This is a genomic window from Streptomyces sp. NPDC051109, assembly GCF_044455885.1.
Lineage (GTDB): Bacteria > Actinomycetota > Actinomycetes > Streptomycetales > Streptomycetaceae > Streptomyces.
Genome location: NZ_JBITFF010000043.1, coordinates 1 through 22,515, shown reverse-complemented (window position 1 = coordinate 22,515; position 22,515 = coordinate 1). Strand labels below are relative to the sequence as shown.

At 74.3% G+C, this 22,515-nt stretch carries 4 protein-coding genes; 1 reads left to right on the top strand and 3 read right to left on the bottom strand.

The genetic code is table 11. From position 1 onward, the window contains the following. Nucleotides 1-127: 127 nt before the first annotated feature. Complete coding sequence (locus ACIBAD_RS36530) at nucleotides 128-16,786, bottom strand: SDR family NAD(P)-dependent oxidoreductase (RefSeq protein WP_398911290.1); 16,659 nt, start codon at nucleotides 16,784-16,786, stop codon at nucleotides 128-130. Between the two features lie 307 nt (nucleotides 16,787-17,093). On the opposite strand from ACIBAD_RS36530, the gene ACIBAD_RS36525 reads away from it, so the two are divergent. Then, nucleotides 17,094-17,852, top strand: coding sequence for a thioesterase II family protein (locus ACIBAD_RS36525; protein WP_398911288.1), 759 nt, complete (start codon nucleotides 17,094-17,096; stop codon nucleotides 17,850-17,852). 74 nt (nucleotides 17,853-17,926) lie between these two features. Here the strand turns inward: ACIBAD_RS36525 and ACIBAD_RS36520 are convergent, their stop codons facing one another. Both ACIBAD_RS36520 and ACIBAD_RS36515 read right to left on the bottom strand, forming a co-directional pair. After that, entirely contained in the window at nucleotides 17,927-18,844 is a 918-nt protein-coding gene (locus ACIBAD_RS36520) for a proline iminopeptidase-family hydrolase (RefSeq protein WP_398911286.1), read from the bottom strand. Between the two features lie 108 nt (nucleotides 18,845-18,952). After that, complete coding sequence (locus ACIBAD_RS36515; RefSeq protein ID WP_398911284.1) at nucleotides 18,953-22,375, bottom strand: type I polyketide synthase; 3,423 nt, start codon at nucleotides 22,373-22,375, stop codon at nucleotides 18,953-18,955. Between the last annotated feature and the right edge of the window lie 140 nt (nucleotides 22,376-22,515).

The following is a 22,515-nucleotide window of genomic DNA, read 5'->3' as shown; positions in this document are numbered from 1 at the left end:
CGGCGCCCCCGAACGCATTTGCGTTCGGGGGCGCCGCGGCATACCCGCACCCGGTTGCGCGACGACGTCCCGCGGCGGTGAGGCCTGGGCCTCACCGCCGCGGGGCGTTTCACCGTTCGCGTCCCGGTCAGGACCCGGACGCCAGGGCGGCGCGCACCAGGGCTTCGACGTCCATGTCCTGGATGGCTGCCGTGGAGTCGTCCGCCGCGGCGGTCTCGGCGGGCGCCTCCTGCGGGGTGGCGGCCCGGGCGGGTCCGGCCAACTCGAGCAGCGCGTCCAGCAGGCCGGACGAGCGCAACGCCGCCGGCTCGATGGAGCGGAGCGCCTGCCGGATGGCCTCGTCGTCGGCGCCTTCGGCCCCGGGAGCGGGCTCGAGTCCGGGTGCGAGCTCCTCCAGGAGGAACGCCGCGAGAGACACCGCGTTCGGGTAGTCGAACATCAACGTCGCCGGCAACCGCACCTCCACCGCCTTCTGCAGACGGTTGCGCAACTCGATCGCACCCAGCGAATCCAGCCCCAGCTCCGTGAAACCACGCTCACCCGGAACCGCAGCCACATCACTGTGACCCAGCACCGTCGCCGCGTGACCCCGCACCAACTGCACCAGATACCGCTCACGCTCCACGCCCGACATCCCGGCGAGGCTGCGTTCGATCTCGGTCCCGTGGACCTGGGAGGAGGCCTGGGCCCCGGCCTGCTCCCGGGCGATGCGCTCGAGTCCGGGTGCGAGCTCCTCCAGGAGGAACGCCGCCAGAGACACCGCGTTCGGGTAGTCGAACATCAACGTCGCCGGCAACCGCACCTCCACCGCCTTCTGCAGACGGTTGCGCAACTCGATCGCACCCAGCGAATCCAGCCCCAGCTCCGTGAAACCACGCTCACCCGGAACCGCAGCCACATCACTGTGACCCAGCACCGTCGCCGCGTGACCCCGCACCAACTGCACCAGATACCGCTCACGCTCCGCACCCGACATCCCGGCGAGCCTGAGCTCCACCTCCGTGCCCTCGGGCTGCGCGGCGGCGGGCGCCGCGGGTACGGCCGAGTCTCTCCGGGCCCCCGGGCGGTGGCCCGTCAGGCCGCGCAGCAGTGCGGGCACCTCGTCGGTGCGCGACCTCAGGACCGCCCGGTCGATGCGGACCGGTACGAGCACCGGGTCGGCGGACCGCAGCGCCTCGTCGAAGAGGGCGACGCCCTCGTCGAAGGACAGCTCGAACACTCCGGAGCGGCTCATCCGCTGGAGGTCGGCCTCGCTGAGGTCCAGGCCCTCGCCGGCCGTCCCCGCCCACAGGCCCCAGGCCAGTGAGGTGGCGGGCAGGCCCGCGGCCTGCCGGTGCGTGGCCAGTGCGTCGAGGAAGACGTTGGCCGCCGCGTAGGTGGCCTGGCCCGCGGCCAGCACCTGGCCGCCGACCGACGAGTAGAGGACGAACGCGGACAGGTCCAGGTCCCGGGTGAGTTCGTGCAGGTGCCAGGCGGCGTCGGCCTTGGGCCGCAGCACCCGGTCGACCTGCTCCGGGGTCACCGCCCCGACCAGGGCGTTGTCCAGGACTCCGGCCGCGTGCACCACGCCCTTCAGCGGGTGCGCTGCGGGGATGTCGGCGAGGAGCGCGGCCAGCGCGTCCCGGTCGGACACGTCGACGGCCGCGATCCGCACATCGGCGCCCGACTCCGCGAGTTCCGCCCGCAGTTCGCGGGCGCCGGGGGCGTCCGCGCCGCGCCTGCTGGTCAGCACCAGGTGGCGCACCCCCTGCTCGGCCACCAGGTGGCGGGCGAGGACGGCGCCCAGGACACCGGTGCCTCCGGTGATCAGGACGGTGCCCTCCGCGTCCCACGGGGACGCGGCCCCGCCCCCGGTGACGGACACCGGCGTGTAGCGCGGTACGAAGGCCTTGCCGTGGCGCAGTGCGAGCTCGGTCTCGCCGGTGGCGGCGGCCGACGGCAACGCCCGTACGGACTCCTCGTCCCCGTCGATGTCGATGACGGTGAAGCAGCCGGGGTTCTCGGCCTGAGCGGCACGCACCACGCCCCACAGCGGGGCCTGTACGCAGTCGACCGCTTCGCCCACCGGGTCGGTGACGACGGCCCCGCGGGTCACCACCACCAGCTTCGACTCGGCGAAGCGGTGGTCGTCCCGCCAGTCGGCGAGGGCGCCGAGGAGTCGGGCGGTGGCCGCCCTCGCCCGCCCGGGGGTGTCCTGCCCGTCCGGGCCCGCCGCCGAGTCGGCGACGAGGTCCGGCGCGTACAGCAGGACCGTCGGCGGTACTGCACCGGCTTCGGCGAGCTCCGCGAGGTCGGTGACGGATCGGTGGCCCGGCAGTCCGTTCCCGACGACCAGGCAGTCCTGGCCGGCCGGAGCGGCCGTCACCGGCTCCCACTCGATCCGGAACACACAGGCCTCTCGGCCGCCGGCGCCGGACAGCTGCCCGGCCGACATCTCCCGCTGGACCAGGCGTTCGACGGTGGCGACCGGGGCTCCGGTCGGGTCGGTGATGCGCAGGGACAGGGTGTCGGGTGCCGGTGTGGTCAGGCGGATCCGCAGCATGGCGGCGCCGGTGCTGTGCAGGGCCACGCCGTTCCAGGCGAAGGGAAGGGTGGTCCGGTCCGCGCCCTCGCGCCCCTTGCGCAGGATCTGGTCGCCGTGCAGGGCCGCGTCCAGCAGGGCCGGGTGCACCCCGAAGAGCGCGGCGTCGGCCTGGGCCTGTTCGGGCAGGGCGATCTCGGCGAAGAGCTCGCCGGCACGGAGCCAGGCCGCCTTCAGGCCCTGGAAGACGGGGCCGTAGGAGAGACCGGCCGCGGCGAGCTCGTCGTAGAGCCCGCCCACGTCCACGGGTAGGGCACCGGCCGGCGGCCAGGCCTCGAGATCGAGTGCGGCGGGCGCCGCGTGCGGGGCGAGGACACCGCCGGCGTTGCGGATCCACTGCGCGTCCCCGCCGTGCGGCTCCTCGGCGCGCGAGTAGACGGACACGCTGCGCCGACCGGTCGCGTCGGCGGCGCCGACGACGACCTGGACGGCCACGCCGCCCGTTTCGGGCAGCTCCAGCGGCGCCTCCTGAGTGAGCTCCTCGATCAGCGCGCTGCCCGTCTCGCGGCCGGCGCGCAGCACCATGTCGACGTACGCCGTGCCGGGCAGCAGCACGGACCCGTGCACCGCGTGGTCGGCCAGCCAGGGCTGCGCGTCGAGGGCGATGCGGCCGGTGAGGACGACCCCGTCGTGCTCCGGGGAGACGACGACCGCGCTGAGCAGGGCGTGCCCGGCGGCGAGCTGGCCGAGGCCGCTCGCATCGGTGACGGCGGCGGGCGAGTCGAGCCAGTACCGCTTGCGTTCGAAGGCGTAGGTCGGCAGGGCGACGCGCCGGGCGCCGGTGCCGGCGAAGTACGCCTCCCAGTCGACGTGTTCGCCCGAGGAGTGCAGCGCGCCCAGGGCCGCCACGAGGGTCCGGGGCTCGCTGCGGTCCTTGCGCGCGGCCGGGACCAGAACGGCGTCGTCGCCGTCGAGGATCTGCCGGGCGAGCCCGGTCAGGACGCCGTCGGGCCCGAGTTCCAGGAAGCGGGCGGCGCCCCGCGCGGCGAGGGTCCGCACGGCGTCGGTGAAGCGGACCGCCTCGCGGACCTGGCGGACCCAGTACTCGGGCGTCTGCCAGTCCTCGGCGCTCTCGCCGGTGACGGTCGAGACGACGGCGATCCGGGGCGCGTGGAAGGTGAGGGTCTGCGCGACGGCGCGGAACTCCTCCAGCATCGGGTCCATCAACGGCGAGTGGAACGCGTGCGACACCTTCAGACGGCTCGTCTTACGGCCCTGCGCCTCGAAGTGCGCACCGACCGCCAGCGCAGCGGCCTCGTCACCCGAGACCACCACCGACGACGGCCCGTTCACCGCGGCGATCGACACACCATCGACCAGCTGCGGGAGGACTTCCTCCTCCGTCGCCTGGATCGCGACCATCGCACCACCGGACGGCAGCGCCTGCATCAGACGACCACGAGCCGCCACCAGACGCGCCGCATCCTCAAGGGAGAACACCCCCGCGACGTGCGCCGCGGCCAGCTCGCCGATGGAATGACCCGCCACCAGGTCGGGGGCCACCCCCCAGGCCTCGACCAGCCGGAACAACGCGACCTCGAGCGCGAACAGGGCGGGCTGCGCGAACTCGGTCCGGTTCAGCCCGTCCGCGTCCTCGCCCCACACCACCTCGCACAGCGGGCGCTCCAGGTGCCGGTCCAGCTCGGCCACCACCGCGTCGAAAGCCTGCGCGAACACCGGGAACGCGGCATGCAGCTCACGGCCCATACCCAGCCGCTGCGCACCCTGACCCGTGAACAGGAACGCCGTACGGCCCTTGCCGCCGGCCGCACCGAGGGATCCGGCAGCGGGCTCCTCGCCCGCCGCCAGGGCGGCGAGGTCCCGCAGGACGGCGTCGCGGTCGTCGGGGGCCGCGACCAGGACCGCCCGGTGTTCGAGCGTGGCGCGGCCGGTGGCGAGGGAGAACGCCAGGTCGGTGAGGTCGGTTCCGGGCTCGGCCAGCAGCCGGGCGCGGAGCCGGTCGGCCTGCCGGGCGAGGGCCTCGGGACCGGTCGCCGACAGCAGCAGCGGCAGCGCGTCCGGGGTGGACGTGCGCTCGGCCGGGCGGTCCGGCGCCGGCGCCTCCTCCACGATCAGGTGGGCGTTGGTGCCGCTGATGCCGAACGAGGACACGGCGGCGCGGCGCGGACGGCTGCGCTCGGGCCAGGCACGGGCCTCGGTGAGCAGTTCGACGCTGCCCGCGTCCCATTCGACTTCGGGCGAGGGCCGGTCGACGTGCAGGGTCTGCGGCATGATCCCGTTGCGGATCGCCATGACGGACTTGATGACGCCGCTGACGCCCGCCGCCGCCTGGGCGTGACCGATGTTGGACTTGATGGAGCCGAGCCACACCGGGTCGTCGCCGTCACGGCCCTGGCCGTAGGTGGCCAGCAGCGCCTGCGCCTCGATCGGGTCGCCGAGGCGGGTGCCGGTGCCGTGGCCCTCGACCATGTCGACGTCGGCCGTGGTGAGTCCGGACGCCTCCAGAGCGCGTTGGATGACGCGCTGCTGGGAGGGGCCGTTGGGCGCGGTGAGGCCGTTGCTGGCACCGTCCTGGTTGATGGCGGTGCCCCGGATGACGGCGAGGACCTCGTGGCCGAGGCGCCGGGCGTCGGAGAGCCGCTCCACGAGGAGCACGCCGACGCCTTCGGACCAGCCGGTGCCGTTCGCCGCCGCCGAGAAGGCGCGGCAGCGTCCGTCGGCGGAGAGCCCGTACTGCTGGCTGAACTCGACGAAGACCTCGGGCGTCGACAGCACGGTGACACCGCCCGCGAGAGCCATGCCGACCTCGCCCCGCCGCAGCGCCTGGCAGGCCATGTGCAGGGCGACCAGGGACGAGGAGCAGGCGGTGTCGACACTGACCGCGGGGCCCTCGAGACCGAGCGTGTAGGCCACGCGGCCGGTGAGGATGGAGGCCGCGGTGCCGTTGCCGAGGTAGCCGGCGATGTCGTCCGGGACGTTGTGCAGACGGGTGCCGTAGTCGTGGTACATCACACCGGCGTAGACACCGGTCTGGGTGCCGCGCATGCTCGACGCGTCGATCCCGGCGCGCTCGAAGGCCTCCCAGGAGGCTTCGAGGAGCAGGCGCTGCTGGGGGTCCATGGCGAGGGCCTCGCGCGGGCTGATCCCGAAGAACGCCGGGTCGAACTCGGCGGCGTCGTAGACGAATCCGCCGTCGCGGGCGTACGTCTTGCCGGGAGTGGCGGGCTCGGGGTCGTAGACGTCTCCCCATCCGCGGTCGGCGGGGAAGCCGCCGATGGCATCGCGGCCCTCGGCCAGCAGTTCCCACAGGTCCTCGGGGGAGCGCACCCCGCCGGGGTAGCGGCAGCTGATCCCGATGATGGCGATCGGCTCGTCGTCGGAGACGGCCGTCGGCGCGGGGGCCTGCGCCGACGGCTCCTTGGCCTGCGCGCCGCCGAGCTGGCCGTCGATGTACTCGGCCACGGCGCGCGTGGACGGGTAGTCGAAGACCAGGGTGACGGGCAGCCGCAGTCCGGTGGCCGCGTTGAGGGCGTTGCGCAGCTCGACGGCGGCCAGGGAGTCGAACCCGAGCTCCTTGAACGCCCGGTCGGCGCCGACGGCGTCCGCGGAGGCGTGTCCGAGGACCGTCGCCGCATGCCCGGCCACCAGGTCGAGCAGGGTGCGCGTGCGCTCGGCAGCGTTCAGCCCGGCGAGGCGGCGGGCGAAGTCACCGCCGCTCTGCGCCGTGCCGGCGACCGCACGCCGCTGGGCGGGACGTGCCGTACCGCGCAGCAGAGGTGGGACCTCCGCACGGGCGTGCAGCGCGGCGGGGACGATCCGCAGCGGGGCGAGCAGGGCGTGCCGGGTGCGCAGCGCCTCGTCGAACAGGGCCAGGCCCCGCTCGGTGGGCAGCGCGGGCAGGCCGCTGCGCTCCGCCTTCTCCAGGTCGGCGTCGGTGAGGTCGCCGCCGAGTCCGGTGTTGACGGCCCACAGGCCGAAGGCCAGGGAGGTGGCGGGGAGTCCGGCGGCGCGGCGGTGCGCGGCGAGGGCGTCGAGGAAGACGTTGGCCGCCGCGTAGTTGCCCTGTCCGGCGGGGAGGACGAGGCCGCCGGCCGAGGAGTAGAGCGCGAAGACCGTGATCCGCTCGGAGTGCTCGGTCAGTTCGTGCAGGTGCCAGGCAGCGTCCGCCTTGGGCCGCAGGACGGCGTCGATGTCGTCCGGGCCGAGGGCCCCGACGAGGCCCGGCGCGACCACGCCGGCGGCGTGCACGATGCCGGTCAGGGGACGGTCCGCGGGGATGTCGGCGAGGAGCGCGGCCAGCGCGTCCCGGTCGGACACGTCGACGGCCGCGATCCGCACATCGGCGCCGGACCCCGCGAGTTCTGCCCGCAGTTCGCGGGCGCCGGGGGCGTCCGCGCCGCGCCTGCTGGTCAGCACCAGGTGGCGCACCCCCTGCTCGGCCACCAGGTGGCGGGCGACGATGGCGCCCAGGCCGCCCGTGCCTCCGGTGATCAGGACGGTGCCGTCGGTGTCCCACGGCGCCGGCGTGTCCGGGACGAGGGCGGGCACGAGCCGGGGGGTGAGGAAGCGGTTTTCGCGCAGGGCCAGTTCGGGCTCGCCGAGGGTCGCGGCGAGAACCGCGGCGTCCCGGCCCGAGTCCGCGTCGGTGTCGGCCTCGGTGTCGGTGTCGGTGTCGGTGTCGGTGTCGAGGAGCACGATCCGGCCCGGGTTCTCGGCCTGGGCCGCTCGGACCAGACCCCACACGGGTGCCTGGGCGAGATCGGGTGCCCCGTCCTCGGTGGTGGCGACCGCGCGCCGGGTGAGCACGACCAGGGTGGACGTCTCGGAGCGCGGGTCGGCCAGCCACGCCTGGAGCAGGCCGAGGACCCGGTTGGTGGTGGCGCGGACCGCTTCCGGCAGTGCGCCGTCGGCGGTGGTGACCGGCGCGATCACGGTACGGGGCAGTTCGGCGGGGCCGGAGAGGGCGGCCAGTGCGTCGGCCGTGCCCTCGGCGAGCCGCTCGTACGAGGAGGGCTGCGGGTGCGCCGGAGCCTGGACCGGGGTCCACTCCAGGCGGCGCAGGTCCTCGGAGGGGGTGCCGTCGGCGGGCTCCAGCTGCTCGGCGGAGACGGCACGGCAGATCAGGGACTCCACGCTGAGGACCGGGGCGCCGCTCTCGTCGGCGACCAGCAGGGCCGATTCCTCGGCTCCGCGGATGCGCCGGATGTAGACGCGCAGGGCCGCCGATCCCGAGGCGTGGAGCGAGACTCCGCTCCACGCGAAGGGCAGCAGTGCCTCGGTGCCGCCCTCGCCCTGGTCGACGAGTACGTCGGCGTGCATGGCGGTGTCGAGCAGGACCGGGTGCAGTCCGTAGCGGACGGCTTCGGCGCTTACGCCCTCGGGGAGAGCGACCTCGGCGAAGAGCTCGTCGCCGCGCCGCCAGGCGGCCCGCATTCCCTGGAAGGCGGGGCCGTATCCGTAGCCGCGCTCGTTGAGCCGCTCGTATGCGCCGGTGACGTCGACGGGTGTGGCGCCGGGCGGCGGCCACTGGGTGAGGTCGGGGGCCTCGAGCCGGGCGGTGCCAGTGGCGAGGAAACCGGTGGCGTGGCGGGTCCACGCCTGTCCGGCGGCGTCGTCACGGCGCGAGTGGATGGTCAGCGGGCGGCGGCCGGTGTCGTCGGCGGCGCCGGCGACGGCCCGCAGGGTGGCCCCGCCGTGCGGCGGCAGCACCAGCGGTGCTTCGAGCGTCAGTTCCTCGAGGAGGTCGCAGCCGACCTGGTCGCCGAGGCGTACGGCCAGTTCGACGAAACCGGTGCCGGGGAGGAGCACGTTGCCGTGGACCTCGTGGTCGGCGACCCAGGTGTGGGCCGCCGTGGACAGCCGGCCGGTCAGGACGACGGAGCCGTCCTGCGGGGACTCGACGGCCGCCGTGAACACGGGGTGGTCGACCGCGTCGAGGCCCGCGGAGGCGACGTCCCCGGTGGGGGCTGTCACGTCCAGCCAGTACCGCTCGCGCTGGAACGCGTACGTGGGCAGTTCGGCCCGGGCGTCGCCGGTGCCGCCGAGCACGGTGGCCCAGCCGACGCCGACGCCGTGCGCCCATGCGGCGCCGAGGCCGGAGAGCACCTCGCGCCGCTGGTCGCGGTCGCGGCGCTGCAGGGAGACGAACGCGGTGTCCTCGCGGGTGGCGCACCCCTGGCCGAGTGCGGTCAGGACGGCGTCGGGGCCCAGTTCGACGAACGTACGGGCGCCGGCGCCCTCGGCGGCGCGGACGGCGTCGGCGAAGCGGACCGCCGCGCGGACCTGGCGGACCCAGTACTCGGGCGTCTGCCACTCGGTGGCCCGCTCACCGGTGACGGTGGAGACCGCGTGGATCTCCGGATCCCGGAAGGTGAGGGTCTGCGCGACGGCGCGGAACTCCTCCAGCATCGGGTCCATCAACGGCGAGTGGAACGCGTGCGACACCTTCAGACGGCTCGTCTTACGGCCCTGCGCCTCGAAGTGCGCACCGACCGCCAGCGCAGCGGCCTCGTCACCCGAGACCACCACCGACGACGGCCCGTTCACCGCGGCGATCGACACACCATCGACCAGCTGCGGGAGGACTTCCTCCTCCGTCGCCTGGATCGCGACCATCGCACCACCGGACGGCAGCGCCTGCATCAGACGACCACGAGCCGCCACCAGACGCGCCGCATCCTCAAGGGAGAACACCCCCGCGACGTGCGCCGCGGCCAGCTCACCGATGGAATGACCCGCCACCAGGTCGGGGGCCACCCCCCAGGCCTCGACCAGCCGGAACAACGCGACCTCGAGCGCGAACAGGGCGGGCTGCGCGAACTCGGTCCGGTTCAGCCCGTCCGCGTCCTCGCCCCACACCACCTCGCACAGCGGGCGCTCCAGGTGCCGGTCCAGCTCGGCCACCACCGCGTCGAAAGCCTGCGCGAACACCGGGAACGCGGCATGCAGCTCACGGCCCATACCCAGCCGCTGCGCACCCTGACCCGTGAACAGGAAAGCGGTCTTGCCGTCCCGGGCGGCCGCGGCGCCGCCGAGGAGCTCGAGCGAGCGGGCGAGTTCGGCGCGGTCGGCGCCGACGGCCACGGCCCGGTGCTCCAGGGCCGCTCGGGTGGTGGCGAGGGCGCGGGCGGCGGCGGGCAGCCGGTCGTCGGGCAGCGTGTCGAGGAAGGCGGCCAGGCGGTCGGCCTGGGCGCGCAGCGCCTGCGGCGTGGCGCCGGAAACGACCAGCGGGACGAGGCCGGGCGGGTTCGTGTCCTGCTCCTGCGCGGGTGCGCCCGCGGGCGCCTCCTCGACGATGACGTGGGCGTTGGTGCCGCTGATGCCGAACGAGGAGACGCCGGCCCGGCGCGGGCGGCCGTCCGCCGTCCAGGCACGGGCCTCGGTGAGCAGTTCCACGTGGCCCGCGTCCCAGTCGACCTGGTCGGAGGGGGTGTCCGCGTACAGGGTGTGCGGCATGACGCCGTTGCGCATCGCCATGACCGTCTTGATGATGCCCGCGACGCCCGCGGCGGCCTGGGTGTGGCCGAGGTTGGACTTCACCGAACCGAGCCACAGCGGTTCCCCGGACCGGGGGCGGTGCTGTCCGTACGTCTCCAGCAGCGCCTGCGCCTCGATCGGGTCGCCGAGGCGGGTGCCGGTGCCGTGGCCCTCGACCATGTCGACGTCGGCGGCGGTCAGGCCGGCGTCGGCGAGCGCCTGCTCGATGACCCGCTGCTGGGCGGGGCCGTTGGGCGCGGTGAGGCCGTTGCTCGCACCGTCCTGGTTGACGGCGGAGCCCTTGACCACCGCGAGGACCTGGTGGCCGTTGCGGCGGGCGTCCGAGAGCCGCTCGAGGACGAGCAGGCCCGCGCCTTCGCTCCATCCGGTGCCGTCGGCGCCGATGCCGTAGGACTTGCAGCGGCCGTCGGCGGCGAGCCCGCGCTGGCGGGCCATGTCGGTGAAGGTGTCCGGGGTCGACATGACGGTCACGCCGCCGGCCAGCGCCAGGGTGCACTCGCCGCGGCGCAGCGACTGCTGGGCCCAGTGCAAGGCGACCAGCGAGGAGGAGCAGGCGGTGTCGACACTGACCGCGGGGCCTTCGAGGCCGAGCGTGTAGGCCACGCGACCGGAGACGACGCTGGCGAGGCTGCCGTTGCCGTGGTAGGCCGCGACGTCCTCGGGCAGCGGGCCCAGGCGCAGGCCCCAGTCGTGGTACATCACTCCGGCGAACACGCCGGTACGGCTGCCCTTGACGGAATGCGGGTCGATGCCGGAACGCTCGAAGGCCTCCCAGGCGACTTCGAGGAGCAGGCGCTGCTGCGGGTCCATGGCCTGGGCCTCGCGCGGGCTGATCCCGAAGAACGCCGGGTCGAACTCGGCGGCGTCGTACAGGAATCCGCCGTCGGTGGAGTACGTCTTGCCGGGCTTGCCGATCTCCGGGTCGTACAGGTCGGCGGCCCAGCCCCGGTCGGTGGGGAAGGGGCCTATGGCGTCGCTGCCGTCGGCGACGAACTGCCACAGGTCCTGCGGCGAGCCGATCCCGCCCGGGTAGCGGCAGGCCATGCCGACGATGACAATCGGGTCGTCGTCGGTGTCCGCGGGACGCACTACGGCCGCGGGTGCGGCGGCCGGCCGTGCGGCCGGCCCGCGCAGCTTCGAGACGAGGTGCTCGGTGAGCGCGGCCGCGTTGGGGTAGTCGAAGGTGAGGGTGGGGCTCAGGCGCAGCCCGGTGGCGGCGGAGAGCCGGTTGCGCAGTTCCACCGCGGCCAGCGAGTCGAAGCCGGTCTCGTTGAAGGCCCGGTGGGGGGTGATGTCCTCGGCGCCGTCGTAGCCGAGCACGCCGGCGGCCTCGGTGCGCACCAGGCGCAGCACGGTCTCGGTGCGGGTGCTCTCGTCGAGTGCGGCGAGCTGCTCCGCGAACGGGGAGCCGGCGCCCGGCGCGGCCGCGATGGCGGATGCGGCGGCCTTGCGCGCCGGCCGGCGCACGAGCGCGCGCAGCAGGGTCGGGATGTCGTCGCCGCGTTCGCGGACGGCACGGTGGTCGACGCGTACGGGTACGACGGCCGGGTCCGTGGCGGTCAGCGCCTTGTCGAGGCGCTCCAGGTTCTCGTCGAACGTCAGCGAGTCGAGGCCGAGCCGCTTGATGCGGGCGAGGGCCGCCTCGTCGAGGCCGGCGCCCATGCCGGCGTCTCCGGCCCACAGGCCCCAGGCGAGGGAGGTGGAGACGAGGCCTTCGGCGGCGCGCCGCACGGAGAGGGCGTCGAGGAACAGGTTGGCCGCGGCGTAGTTGGCCTGCCCCGCGCCGTCGAGGACGGTCGAGGCGGAGGAGAAGAGGACGAAGGCCTTCAGCCCGTGGTCCTTGGTGAGTTCGTGCAGGTTCCAGGCGGCGTCCACCTTGGGTCGCATGACGGTGTCGACGCGCTCGGCCGTGAGGGAACCGACGAGGCCGTCGTCGATGACGCCGGCGGCGTGCACCACGCAGGTCAGAGGGTGTTCGGCCGGGACGGCTGCGAGGAGTGCGGCCAGGGCCCCGCGGTCGGCGACGTCGACGGCGGCGATGCGGACGTCCGCGCCCGACTCCTCCAGTTCCGCGAGGAGTTCGGCGGCGCCGGGGGCATCGGGCCCGCGGCGGCTGGTGAGGACGAGATGGCGGACGCCGTGTTCGGTGACCAGCTTGCGGGCGAGGGCCGCGCCCGCGCCGCCGGTACCGCCCGTGACGAGGACGGTGCCGCTCTCGTCCCAGGGCAGCTCGGCGGGGACCTCGGGCTCGGGGACGACCGCGAGCCGCGGCACGAGGACGCGGCCCTCGCGGAGCGCGAACTCGGGTTCACCGGTGGCCAGGGCGGCGGTCAGCGCCGACTCGGAGGCTTCGGTCCCGTCGAGGTCGGCGAGGACGAAGCGGCCCGGGTTCTCGGCTTCCGCGGATCGGACCAGACCCCACACGGGTGCCTGGCCGAGGTCCGCGGTGGTGCCGTCGGCCCAGGTGCCCCGGCGGGTGACGATGACGAGCCGGGAGTCGGCGGCGCGCTCGTCGGCGAGCCAGCGGCGTACGGCGTCCAAGGCGTCGGCGGTGACGGCGCGGACCGCGGCCGGGACGTCGCCGTCGGGGGTGTGCGGGACCCGGTACTGCACGAAGCCGGGCACGGGGGCGTCGGGCGCCAGGTCCGCGAAGGCGACGGGTGCGGTGTCCGCGGCGGTCCGGGGCTCCGCGGCCTGCGGGAGCGGGTTCCACCGCACGCTCAGGAGCGGGTCCCGGCGGGCGCTCGCCAGCTGGTCTGCGCTGACGGAGCGCAGCAGCAGCGAGTCGACGGTGGCGACGGGCGCGCCGGCGAAGTCGGCGAGGGCGACGGCGAGTTCATCGCCCTCGGAGGTGATCTTGACGCGGACGGCGGTCGCGCCAGTGGCGTGCAGGGTGACGCCGTTCCAGGAGAACGGGATCCGGACGCCGTCGGAGGCCCCGTCGGAGAGGGCGAGGTCGGCGGGGTGCAGCGCGGCGTCGAGAAGGGCCGGGTGCAGGCCGAAGGCGGCGGCGTCGGCGCGGGCGCCTTCGGGCAGCGCGATCTCGGCGAACACCTCGTTGTCGCGGCGCCAAGCGGCGCGCACCCCGTGGAAGGCGGCCCCGTATCCGTAGCCCTGTCCGGCCATGTCGGTGTACAGGGTGGCGACGTCGAGGGGCTGGGCGTCGGCCGGGGGCCAGGTGCCGGCGAGGGCGCTGTGGGCGTCGGCGCGGACCGCGGCGGTCGCCGGGGCGAGGGTGCCGGTGGCGTGGCACACCCAGGCGTCATCGCCCTCGGCGTCCTCGGGCCGCGCGTGGCAGCCGACGGTGCGGCGGCCCGAGGCGTCGGCGGGGCCGACGACGACCTGGAGGACGGTGGCGCCGGTCTCGGGCAGCACGAGGGGTGCTTGGAGGATGAGCTCTTCGAGGAGCTCGCAGCCGGTCTCGGCGCCGGCCCGGACGGCGAGTTCGACGAAGGCGGTTCCCGGGAGCAGCGTGGTGCCGGAGATGACGTGGTCGGCGAGCCATCCGTGGGTGCGCAGGGACACGCGGCCGGTGAGTACGGTGCCGTCGCCGCCGGCGAGGCCGACGACGGATCCCAGCAGCGGGTGCTGTGCGTCGAGCTGGCCGAGGCCGGCCGGGTCGGCACCGTCGCGGGTGTCGGTCAGCCAGTAGCGGCGGGTCTGGAAGGCGTAGGTCGGCAGGTCGACGCGGTCCGTGGCGCGGTCCGCGTAGAAGGCCGTCCAGTCGAGGGCGGCGCCCCGGGCGTGTGCGAGGGCGACGGCGGACAGCGTCTGGCGGACGTCGTCCTTGCCGCGGCGCAGCAGGGAGACGAAGGCGCTGTCGGCGGCGGCGAGGTCCGGCAGGCAGTGCTGGCCGAGTGCGCTGAGGACCGCGTCGGGGCCCAACTCGACGTACGTGCGGACACCTCCGGCCCGGGCGAGCCAGTCGATGCCGTCGGCGAACCGCACGGCTTCGCGGACGTGGCGCACCCAGTGCTCGGGGGAGGTCAGTTCCGCGGTCGTGGCGAGGCGGCCGGTCAAGGTCGAGACGACGGGGATGCGCGGCGAGGAGTACGTCAGGACGGATGCGACTCGGCGGAACTCGTCGAGCATCGGCTCCATCAGCGGCGAGTGGAACGCGTGGCTGACCTTGAGGCGGCTGGTCTTGCGGCCCAGGGCGGCGAAGTGGTCGCCCACCGCCAGCGCGGCTTCCTCGTCGCCGGAGACCACCACGGACGAGGGGCCGTTGACGGCGGCGATGCCCACCTGGTCCGTCAGGAGCGGCAGGACCTCCTCCTCGGTGGCCTGGACGGCGACCATCGCGCCGCCGGCCGGGAGGGCCTGCATGAGGCGGCCTCTTGCGGCCACGAGGGTGGCGGCGTCCTGCAGGTCGAGCACTCCGGCGGCGTGGGCCGCGGCGATCTCGCCGATCGAGTGGCCGGCGAGGAAGTCGGGCGTGATGCCCCAGGACTCCAGGAGCCGGAAGAGGGCGACCTCGACGGCGAACAGCGCGGGCTGCGCGTAGCGGGTCTGGTCGAGGAGGGCGGCCTCGGCCGAGCCCTCCTCGGCGAACAGCACGTCCCAGAGGGATACGTCCAGCTGGAGGTCGAGGTGGCCGAGGGCGTCGGCGAGGGCGTCGGCGTAGACGGGGAACGCGTCGTACAGCCGGGCGCCCATGGCGATGCGCTGGCTGCCCTGGCCGGTGAACAGGAAGGCGAGGCGGCCGGTGTGGGCGGTGCCGGTGAGGACGTCGGGGGAGGATCCGTCGCCGGCGAGAGCGTGCAGGGCGTCCAGGAGGGCGGCGCGGTCCTCGGCGAGGACCACCGCGCGGTGTTCGAGAGCTGCCCGGGTGGTTCCGAGGGAGTGTCCGACGGAGGCGGGGTCGATGCGGGGGTCCTCGGTCAGGAGGTCGGCGAGGCGGGCGGCCTGGGCCCCGAGGGCGGCGGCCGAGCCGCCCGAGACGGGGAGCAGGGCGGGCACCTGCGGCTGCTCGGAGGCATCTTGGCCGGCGGCGTCCAGGTCGGAGGCGCCTCGGTCGGCGCCGTCCTGCCCGGCCGCTTCCGGCCCGGCCTCGCGGGGCGCCTCTTCGATGATCAGGTGGGCGTTGGTGCCGCTGATGCCGAAGCCGGAGACACCGGCGCGCCGGGGACGCTCGGCGTCGGCGGGCCACGGCACGGGCTCCGTGAGCAGGCGTACGGTCCCGGCCGACCAGTCGACGTTCGGGGAGGGTTCGTCGACGTGCAGGGTCGCCGGCAGGACGCCGTGGCGCAGCGCCATGACGACCTTGGCGATCCCGGCGACGCCGGCGGCGGCCTGGGTGTGGCCGATGTTGGACTTCACCGAGCCGAGCCACAGCGGCTTGTCGGCGTCGCGGCCCCTGCCGTAGGTGGCGATGAGCGAGGCCGCCTCGATGGGGTCGCCCAGAGTGGTGCCGGTGCCGTGGGCCTCGACGGCGTCCACGTCACCGGGGGTGAGACCGGCGTCGGCGAGCGCCTGCAGCACGACCCGCTGCTGCGCGGTGCCGCTGGGGGCGGTCAGGCCGTTGCTCGCGCCGTCCTGGTTGATGGCGGTACCGCGGACCAGGGCGAGGACGGGGTGGCCGTTGCGGCGTGCGTCGGAGAGGCGCTCGACGAGGATCAGGCCGGCGCCCTCGGCGAAGGTGGTCCCGTCGGCCCCGGCGGCGAAGGCCTTGGTCAGACCGTCGGGGGCCAGTCCGCGCTGCCTGCTGAACTCGGTGAACAGGCCGGGGGTGCTCATGACGGTGATACCGCCGGCCAGGGCCAGCGAGCACTCGCCTCGGCGCAGCGACTGCACGGCGAGGTGCAGGGCGACCAGCGAGGAGGAGCAGGCGGTGTCGATGGTGAGCGCGGGGCCCTCGAGGCCGAGCGCGTACGCGATACGGCCCGAGGCGACGCTGAGGGCGCCGCCGGTGATCAGGTAGCCCGCCAGCGCCTCGGGGGCGTGCTTGACCCGCGTGCCGTACTCGGTGGCGCCGGCGCCCACGAAGACGCCGGTGCGGCTGCCCCGCAGACCGGTGGGGTCGATACCGGAGCGCTCGAAGGTCTCCCACGCGGTTTCCAGCAGCAGGCGCTGCTGGGGGTCCATGGCGAGGGCCTCGCGCGGCGAGATCCCGAAGAACTCGGCGTCGAACTCGGGGGCGTCGTGCAGGAATCCGCCGACGCGCGTGTAGACGGTGCCGAACGCCTCGGGGTCATCGTCGAACAGGGCGTCGAGGTCCCAGCCGCGGTCGCCCGGGAACGGGCCGACGCTGGTCCCGCCGGCGCTGACCAGCTCCCACAGCTCCTCGGGGCTGCGCAGGCCGCCGGGGAAGCGGCCGCCGATGCCGACGATGGCGACGGGGTCCTCGTCGTCGTTGCCGAGCGGCGCCTCGACGACGAGGGGGCCCGCGTCCGCGCCCAGCAGCTCTGCGCGCAGGTGCCCGGCGAGCAGTTCGGGGCTGGGGTGGTCGAAGGCGGCGGTCACCGGCAGGCGCAGGCCGGTCGCGGCGTTGATCCGGGCGTGCAGCTCCACCAGCCCGATGGAGTCGAGACCCAGCTCCTTGAAGGGCCTGGCGGTCTCCGTCACCGCCTCGGTGTCGGGACGGGTGGTGCGGCGCAGCACGTCGAGGGTCTGCGCGCACACGAGGTCGAGCAGGAGGCGGCCCTGCTCGGTGTCGGGCAGGCCGGCCAGCCGGCCCGCGAGTACGGCCCCGGGACGGGCCTCGTCGCCGTTCAGGTGATCAGCGTCAGGAACGAAGCCCGCGGACATCTGCACGCTCCAAGCTCGGTGTCGATTTGCATCGGGCCTACTCGGGCCCGAGGTCATCGCACGGTAATTGCGGGAGAAAGCCGCAGGACACCCCTAACCCCGCCCCGCCTGCCCCTGATCGGTGCAGGCGGGGGCGGGTCCTCAGGTGGGTGCGGCGCATCGCGGCACGGCCCGGGAGCCGGAATCCCGGGGTGGATTCAGGGGGGTGCCCGGGTTCTCCCCGGCCCCCTCATTTGCTTTCAATGGCAGGACGGAAATCCAGCACTCCCGCAATCGAAAAGATGCAAGCCGAAGACATGGGGCACTCATGACCAATGCGACAACCACGACCAGCGCGTGGGTGCGCCGGTTCCACCCGGCCGACGACGCGGCCGCCCGCCTGGTCTGCTTCCCCCACGCGGGAGGCTCCGCCAGCTACTACTTCCCGGTGTCGCGGGCGCTGTCGCCGGCGCTGGACGTGGCGACCGTCCAGTACCCGGGGCGTCAGGACAGGCGGCTCGAGCCGTGCGTGGACGACGTACGGCGGATGGCGGACGTGGTGGCCGCCGAGCTCCGCCCGTGGTGCGACCGTCCGGTGGCGCTGTTCGGGCACAGCCTGGGCGCCACGCTGGCGTTCGAGGTCGCACTGCGCCTGGAGGCGGAGGGGACGCGTCTGGTGTCCCTGTTCGCGTCGGGCCGGCGCGCCCCTTCCCGCCACCGCGAGAAGGAGTTCATGCACCTGGCCGACGACGACCGGCTGCTCGCGACCATCAAGCGCATGGGCGGCACGGACGCGGCGGTGCTCGCCGACGACGAGGTGCTGCGCATGGCGCTCCCGGCGATCCGGGCCGACTACAAGGCGGCGGAGACCTACCGCTACCGGCCGGGACCGCAGCTCGAGTGCCCGGTGATCGTGCTCAACGGCGAATCCGACCCGGAGGTCACGGCGCACGAGGCGGAGGGGTGGCGCGACCACACCGCGGCCGACGTGGCGTTTCACTGGTACGCGGGGGGCCACTTCTACCTCAACGACCACGCGTCCGAGGTGATCTCGCTGATCCGCGACCGGGTGCTGAGCGGCCGGTAGCGGAACGGACCGAAGGGGGTGCCCGCCGCGGTGTGCGGCGGGCACCCCCTTCGTCTGCCCCGGAGCCGACCGCCTCAGGCGGGGGCGCCGACCCGCTTCAGGTAGTCGAGCATGATCTCGTCGAATCGCGCCGGCTCCTCGAGGTGCGGTACGTGGCTCGACTCCTCCAGGATCTCCCAGCGCACGTCGGGGATCAGGTCCCGGAACGGCTGCACCGTCCGCGGCGTCGCCTCGTCGTGCCGGCCCGAGATCACCAGCGTGGGGACGCCGATGTCGGCGATGCAGTCCACCACGCCCCAGTCCTTCAGGGTTCCGTTCACGTGGAACTCGCTCGGGCCGTTCATCGCGTAGTACACGGTCGGGTCGTTGAAGAGCTCGTAGAACGTGGCCTGCCAGTCCCGCGGCCACGGCTTGAGACGGCACACGTGGCGCTCGTAGAACGGCAGCGCGGCCGCGTGGTACTCGTCCGTGTTCGTCGTCCCGGCCGCCTCGTGCCGGCGCAGGGTCTCGTCCACCCCTTCGGGCAGCTGCGCGCGCAGCACCTCCATCTCCTCCAGCCAGAGGGGGTACGAGGCGGGTGAGTTGGCGATGACGAGGCCTTTGAGGCCGGCCGGGCGGGCGGCGGCGTACTTCGCGGCCAGCAGTCCGCCCCACGACTGGCCGAAGACCATGTGGTTGTCCGCGATCCCCAGGGCCTCGACCAGGTTCTTCAACTCGGCGAGGAAGAGTTCGACCGTCCAGAAGTCGGCGCCCTTCTCCGGCAGGTGCGTGGATCCTCCGTTGCCCAGCTGGTCGTAGTGGACGACCGGCCAGCCGTGCGCGGACAGCTCGGCGAGCCGCAGCAGGTAGTCGTGGGTGCTGCCCGGGCCGCCGTGCACGACGACCAGGGCGGGGAGCCCGGAGTTCAGGTCTCCCGTCACCCGGTACCAGGTCTTGTACGGGCCGAAGGGGACGGCTCCCTTGGCGGACGGGGCGATGCGGGCGGACTGCATGCGGCTGCCTCTCGATGGCGCGGGGTGCCGGGCGGGCCGCCCTCTTGCGGACGGCCCGCCCGGCCTGACGGATACGGCTGCGGCGGGACCGCCGCACCGCGGTTACTGCTACTGCTGCTGTTCGAGCGAGGTCAGCCACTCCTCGACGACACCGGCCGTGGCCGGGGCGTCCTGCTCGATCATGCTGAAGTGGTTCGTCGGCAGGGTCCGGTGCGCGTGCCGGTCCTCCCACGGCTTCGCCGCCCAGCTGTCGTCCTCGGGCTCCGCACCGCTCGGGTCGGGCATGAAGGGCTTCTCCGCTCCGACGAACAGCACCGGCGCCTCCACCGAGGTGAGCTCGAACTTCGGCACGAGGTCGAAGTAGCAGGCCATGGCGGACAGCACGGTGCTGTCGAACATGCCGTACTCCGAGTCCTTGCCGACCAGCGCCATCGCGAGCTGCTTCATCAGCTCGTTCGAGTCGCCGTTGTCGGTGTCCACCCGGTAGGTGTCGAGCAGCACCACACCGGCCGGCTTGACGCCCTTCTCCCGCTCCAGGTACGCCGCCACCTCGTGGGCGATGATGCCGCCGGCCGAGTAGCCGACCAGCGCGAAGGGCTCGCCCTCCGCCGTCTCGAGGATGCTGCGCGCGAAGGTCTCGATCACGGTGGGAACCGCGGTCGGCAGGCTCTCCCCGGCCGCGAACCCCTGCGTCGGCAGTGCGCTCACCTTGCGGACGCCGCGGAACGGCGCGGCGAAGCGGGCGTGCTGCTGGGGTCCGGCCGTGGCCATCGGCGAACTGACGCAGATGAGGCGGATCCGGCCCGGGCCGTCGGCGAGCCGCACGCCCGTCGGCACCCGGCCGAGGTCCTCGACCGTGTCGAACCGCGGCCGCAGGGCGACCACCGCACGCAGTAGGTCGAAGCCCTGGACGACCTGGCCCGAGAGCACCGCGCCGCGGAACATCTCGGTCAGCGTCTCCGACGGACGGTTCTGCCCACCGGCCTCCGCGGACACCTCCGCCACCGGAGCCGAGCCGTCCAGGTGGCCGGCCAGCTCCTCGACGAGCTGCCGGGCCAGCCCGGCCGGGTTCTTGTTGTCGAAGACCACCATGGGCGGCAGCCGCAGCCCGGTCGCGGAGACCAGGGTGTTGCGCAGTTCCATCGCGGCCAGCGAGTCGAAGCCCGCCTCGAGGAAATCCCGCTCCGGGTCGACGGCCGAGGCGTCCGCGTAGCCGAGGGCGGTCGCCGCGTGCCGCAGGACGAGTTCCACGAGGACCTGCTCCTGCTCGGCCTCGGTGAGCGGGGCGAGCTGCCTGCGCAGCGCGCCCGGATCGTCGCCGCCCGCCGAGGCCCGCCGCTTGACGGCGGGCACCAGCCCGCGCAGCAGCGCCGGCAGGCCGTCACCGCGGCCGCGCAGACCCTGCGGGTCGACCTTCAGCGGGACGAGCGTGGCGTACTCGGTGGTCAGCGCCGCGTCGAACGCGGCGAGGCCGTCCGCGACGGGCAGTGCGGGCAGGCCCTGGCGCTTCATGCGCTCGCGGTCGGCGTCGGTCAGCCACTGGGACAGACCGGTGTCCGCGTCCCAAAGGCCGTAGGCGAGCGAGGTGGCGGGCAGGCCCAGCGAGCGGCGGTGGGCGGCGAACGCGTCCAGGAAGACGTTGGCCGCGGCGTACCCGCCCTGGCCGGCCGCCATCACCAGGCCGCCGGAGGACGAGAAGACCACGAAGGCGGCGAGGTCGAGGCCGGCCGTCAGCTCGTGCAGGTGCCAGACCGCGTCCGCCTTCGGCCGCAGCGACACCTCCACCTGGTCCGGTGTGAGCGCGGAGACCAGGCCGTTGTGGGCGGTACCGGCCGCGTGGACGATGCCGCGCAGCGGGTGTTCGGGGTCGATACCGGCGAGCAGGGCGGCGAGGCCGTCGCGGTCGGAGACGTCGCAGGCCGCGATGGTGGCCCGGGCGCCCAGTTCGGCGAGTTCGTCCCGCAGTTCGGCGGCGCCGGGGGCATCGAGACCGCGGCGGCTGGTGAGCAGCAGGTGGCGTACCCCGTGCTCGGCGACGAGGTGGCGGGCCACGAGCGCGCCCAGACCACCCGTACCGCCGGTGACCAGCACCGTGCCCTCGGGACCGAAGACGGCATCCTCCGGGGTCTGCGCGGGTGCGGGTGCGGGCACCCGGACCAGCCTCGGCAGCAGCACCTGGCCGCCGCGCAGGACCAGTTCGGGCTCGCCGGTCGCGACCGCCGCGGACAGCAGCCGCTCGGACGCCTCGGTCCCGTCGGTGTCGACCAGGACGAACCGTCCCGGGTTCTCCGCCTGCGCGGCCCGTACGAGACCCCAGACCGGGGCCTGGTCGAGCGCGGTTGCGGCTCCGGACGTCACCAGGGCCAGGGAGGAGGAGACGAACACCTCGTCGGCCAGCCACTGCTGGAGCAGCTCCAGCGCCTCGAAGGTCCGGGAGCGCACGGCCGACAGCACGTCGTCCCCGGCGGTGGTCCCGGAGCCGATCCGGGCGATCACGGTGTCCGGCGCCGTGACGGTGCCGTCGGCGATCGCCGCCGCCAGCTCGGCGACCCCGGCGAAGGCCGGTGCGTCGAGGGCGGGTTCCGGTGCTCCGAGGACGGCGATGGTACCGCCGGCCGCCACGGCGGAGGCCGGGGCCGCGATCCAGTCGACGCGTAGCAGCGAGTCCCGTCGCGCACCGCCGCCGAACGCTTCCGGTGCCGCCTCGCGCAGGTCGAGTGCCGCCACGTGGGCCACGGGGGCACCGGACGGGTCGGCCAGTTCCAGCGTCACCGTCTGCGGTCCGGTCGGCGCGATACGGACGCGTACGGCCCTGGCGCCGACCGCCTGGAGCGTCACGCCGCCCCAGGAGAAGGGCAGCAGGGTCTGGCCGCCCTCGTCGTCCTCGCGCAGGCCGGCGAGCGGCATCACGTGCATGGCCGAGTCCAGCAGGGCCGGGTCGATCCCGAAGGACGCGGCGGGCGCCTCCTCGGGCAGGGCGGCCTCGGCGAACAGCTCGTCACCGCGCCGCCAGGCGGCCTGGATGCCCTGGAACAGGGGGCCGTAGTTGTAGCCGTACTCCACGAGCGTCTCGTACGCACCGTCGACGTCGACGACCTTGGCGCCGGCGGGCGGCCACTGGGAGAAGTCGTACGAGGGCGCCGGGCGCCGGCCGGTCCCCAGGTGTCCCTCGGCGTGCTGGACCCACGGCTCGTCCAGGCCTTCGGTACGGGAGTGAATGGTGATGTTGCGGGCACCGGACTCGTCCGGGCCACCGACGGCGACCTGGAGCGCGACACCACGCTCGTCGGCGAGCACCAGCGGTGCCTGCAGCGTCAGTTCCTCGACGCTGTCGCAGCCGACTCGCTCGGCGACGCCGAGTGCCAGGTCCACGAAGGCGGCCCCGGGGAGCAGCACGTTGCCCAGTACGTCGTGATCGGCCACCCAGCGGTGGGTGCCTGCCGCGAGCCGGCCGGTGAACACGAACCCGTCGGTGTCGGGCAGTGCCACCACGGCGCTGAGCAGCGGGTGGTCGATCGAGTCGAGACCCATGGCGCCCGGGCTAGTGCCGGGGTCGTCGCCGAGGTGCCAGAAGTACTGGCGCTGGAAGGCGTAGGTGGGCAGGTCGACGCGGCGGGCGCCCGTACCGGCGAAGAACGCCGTCCAGTCGACGGCCGTGCCGCGGACGTGGA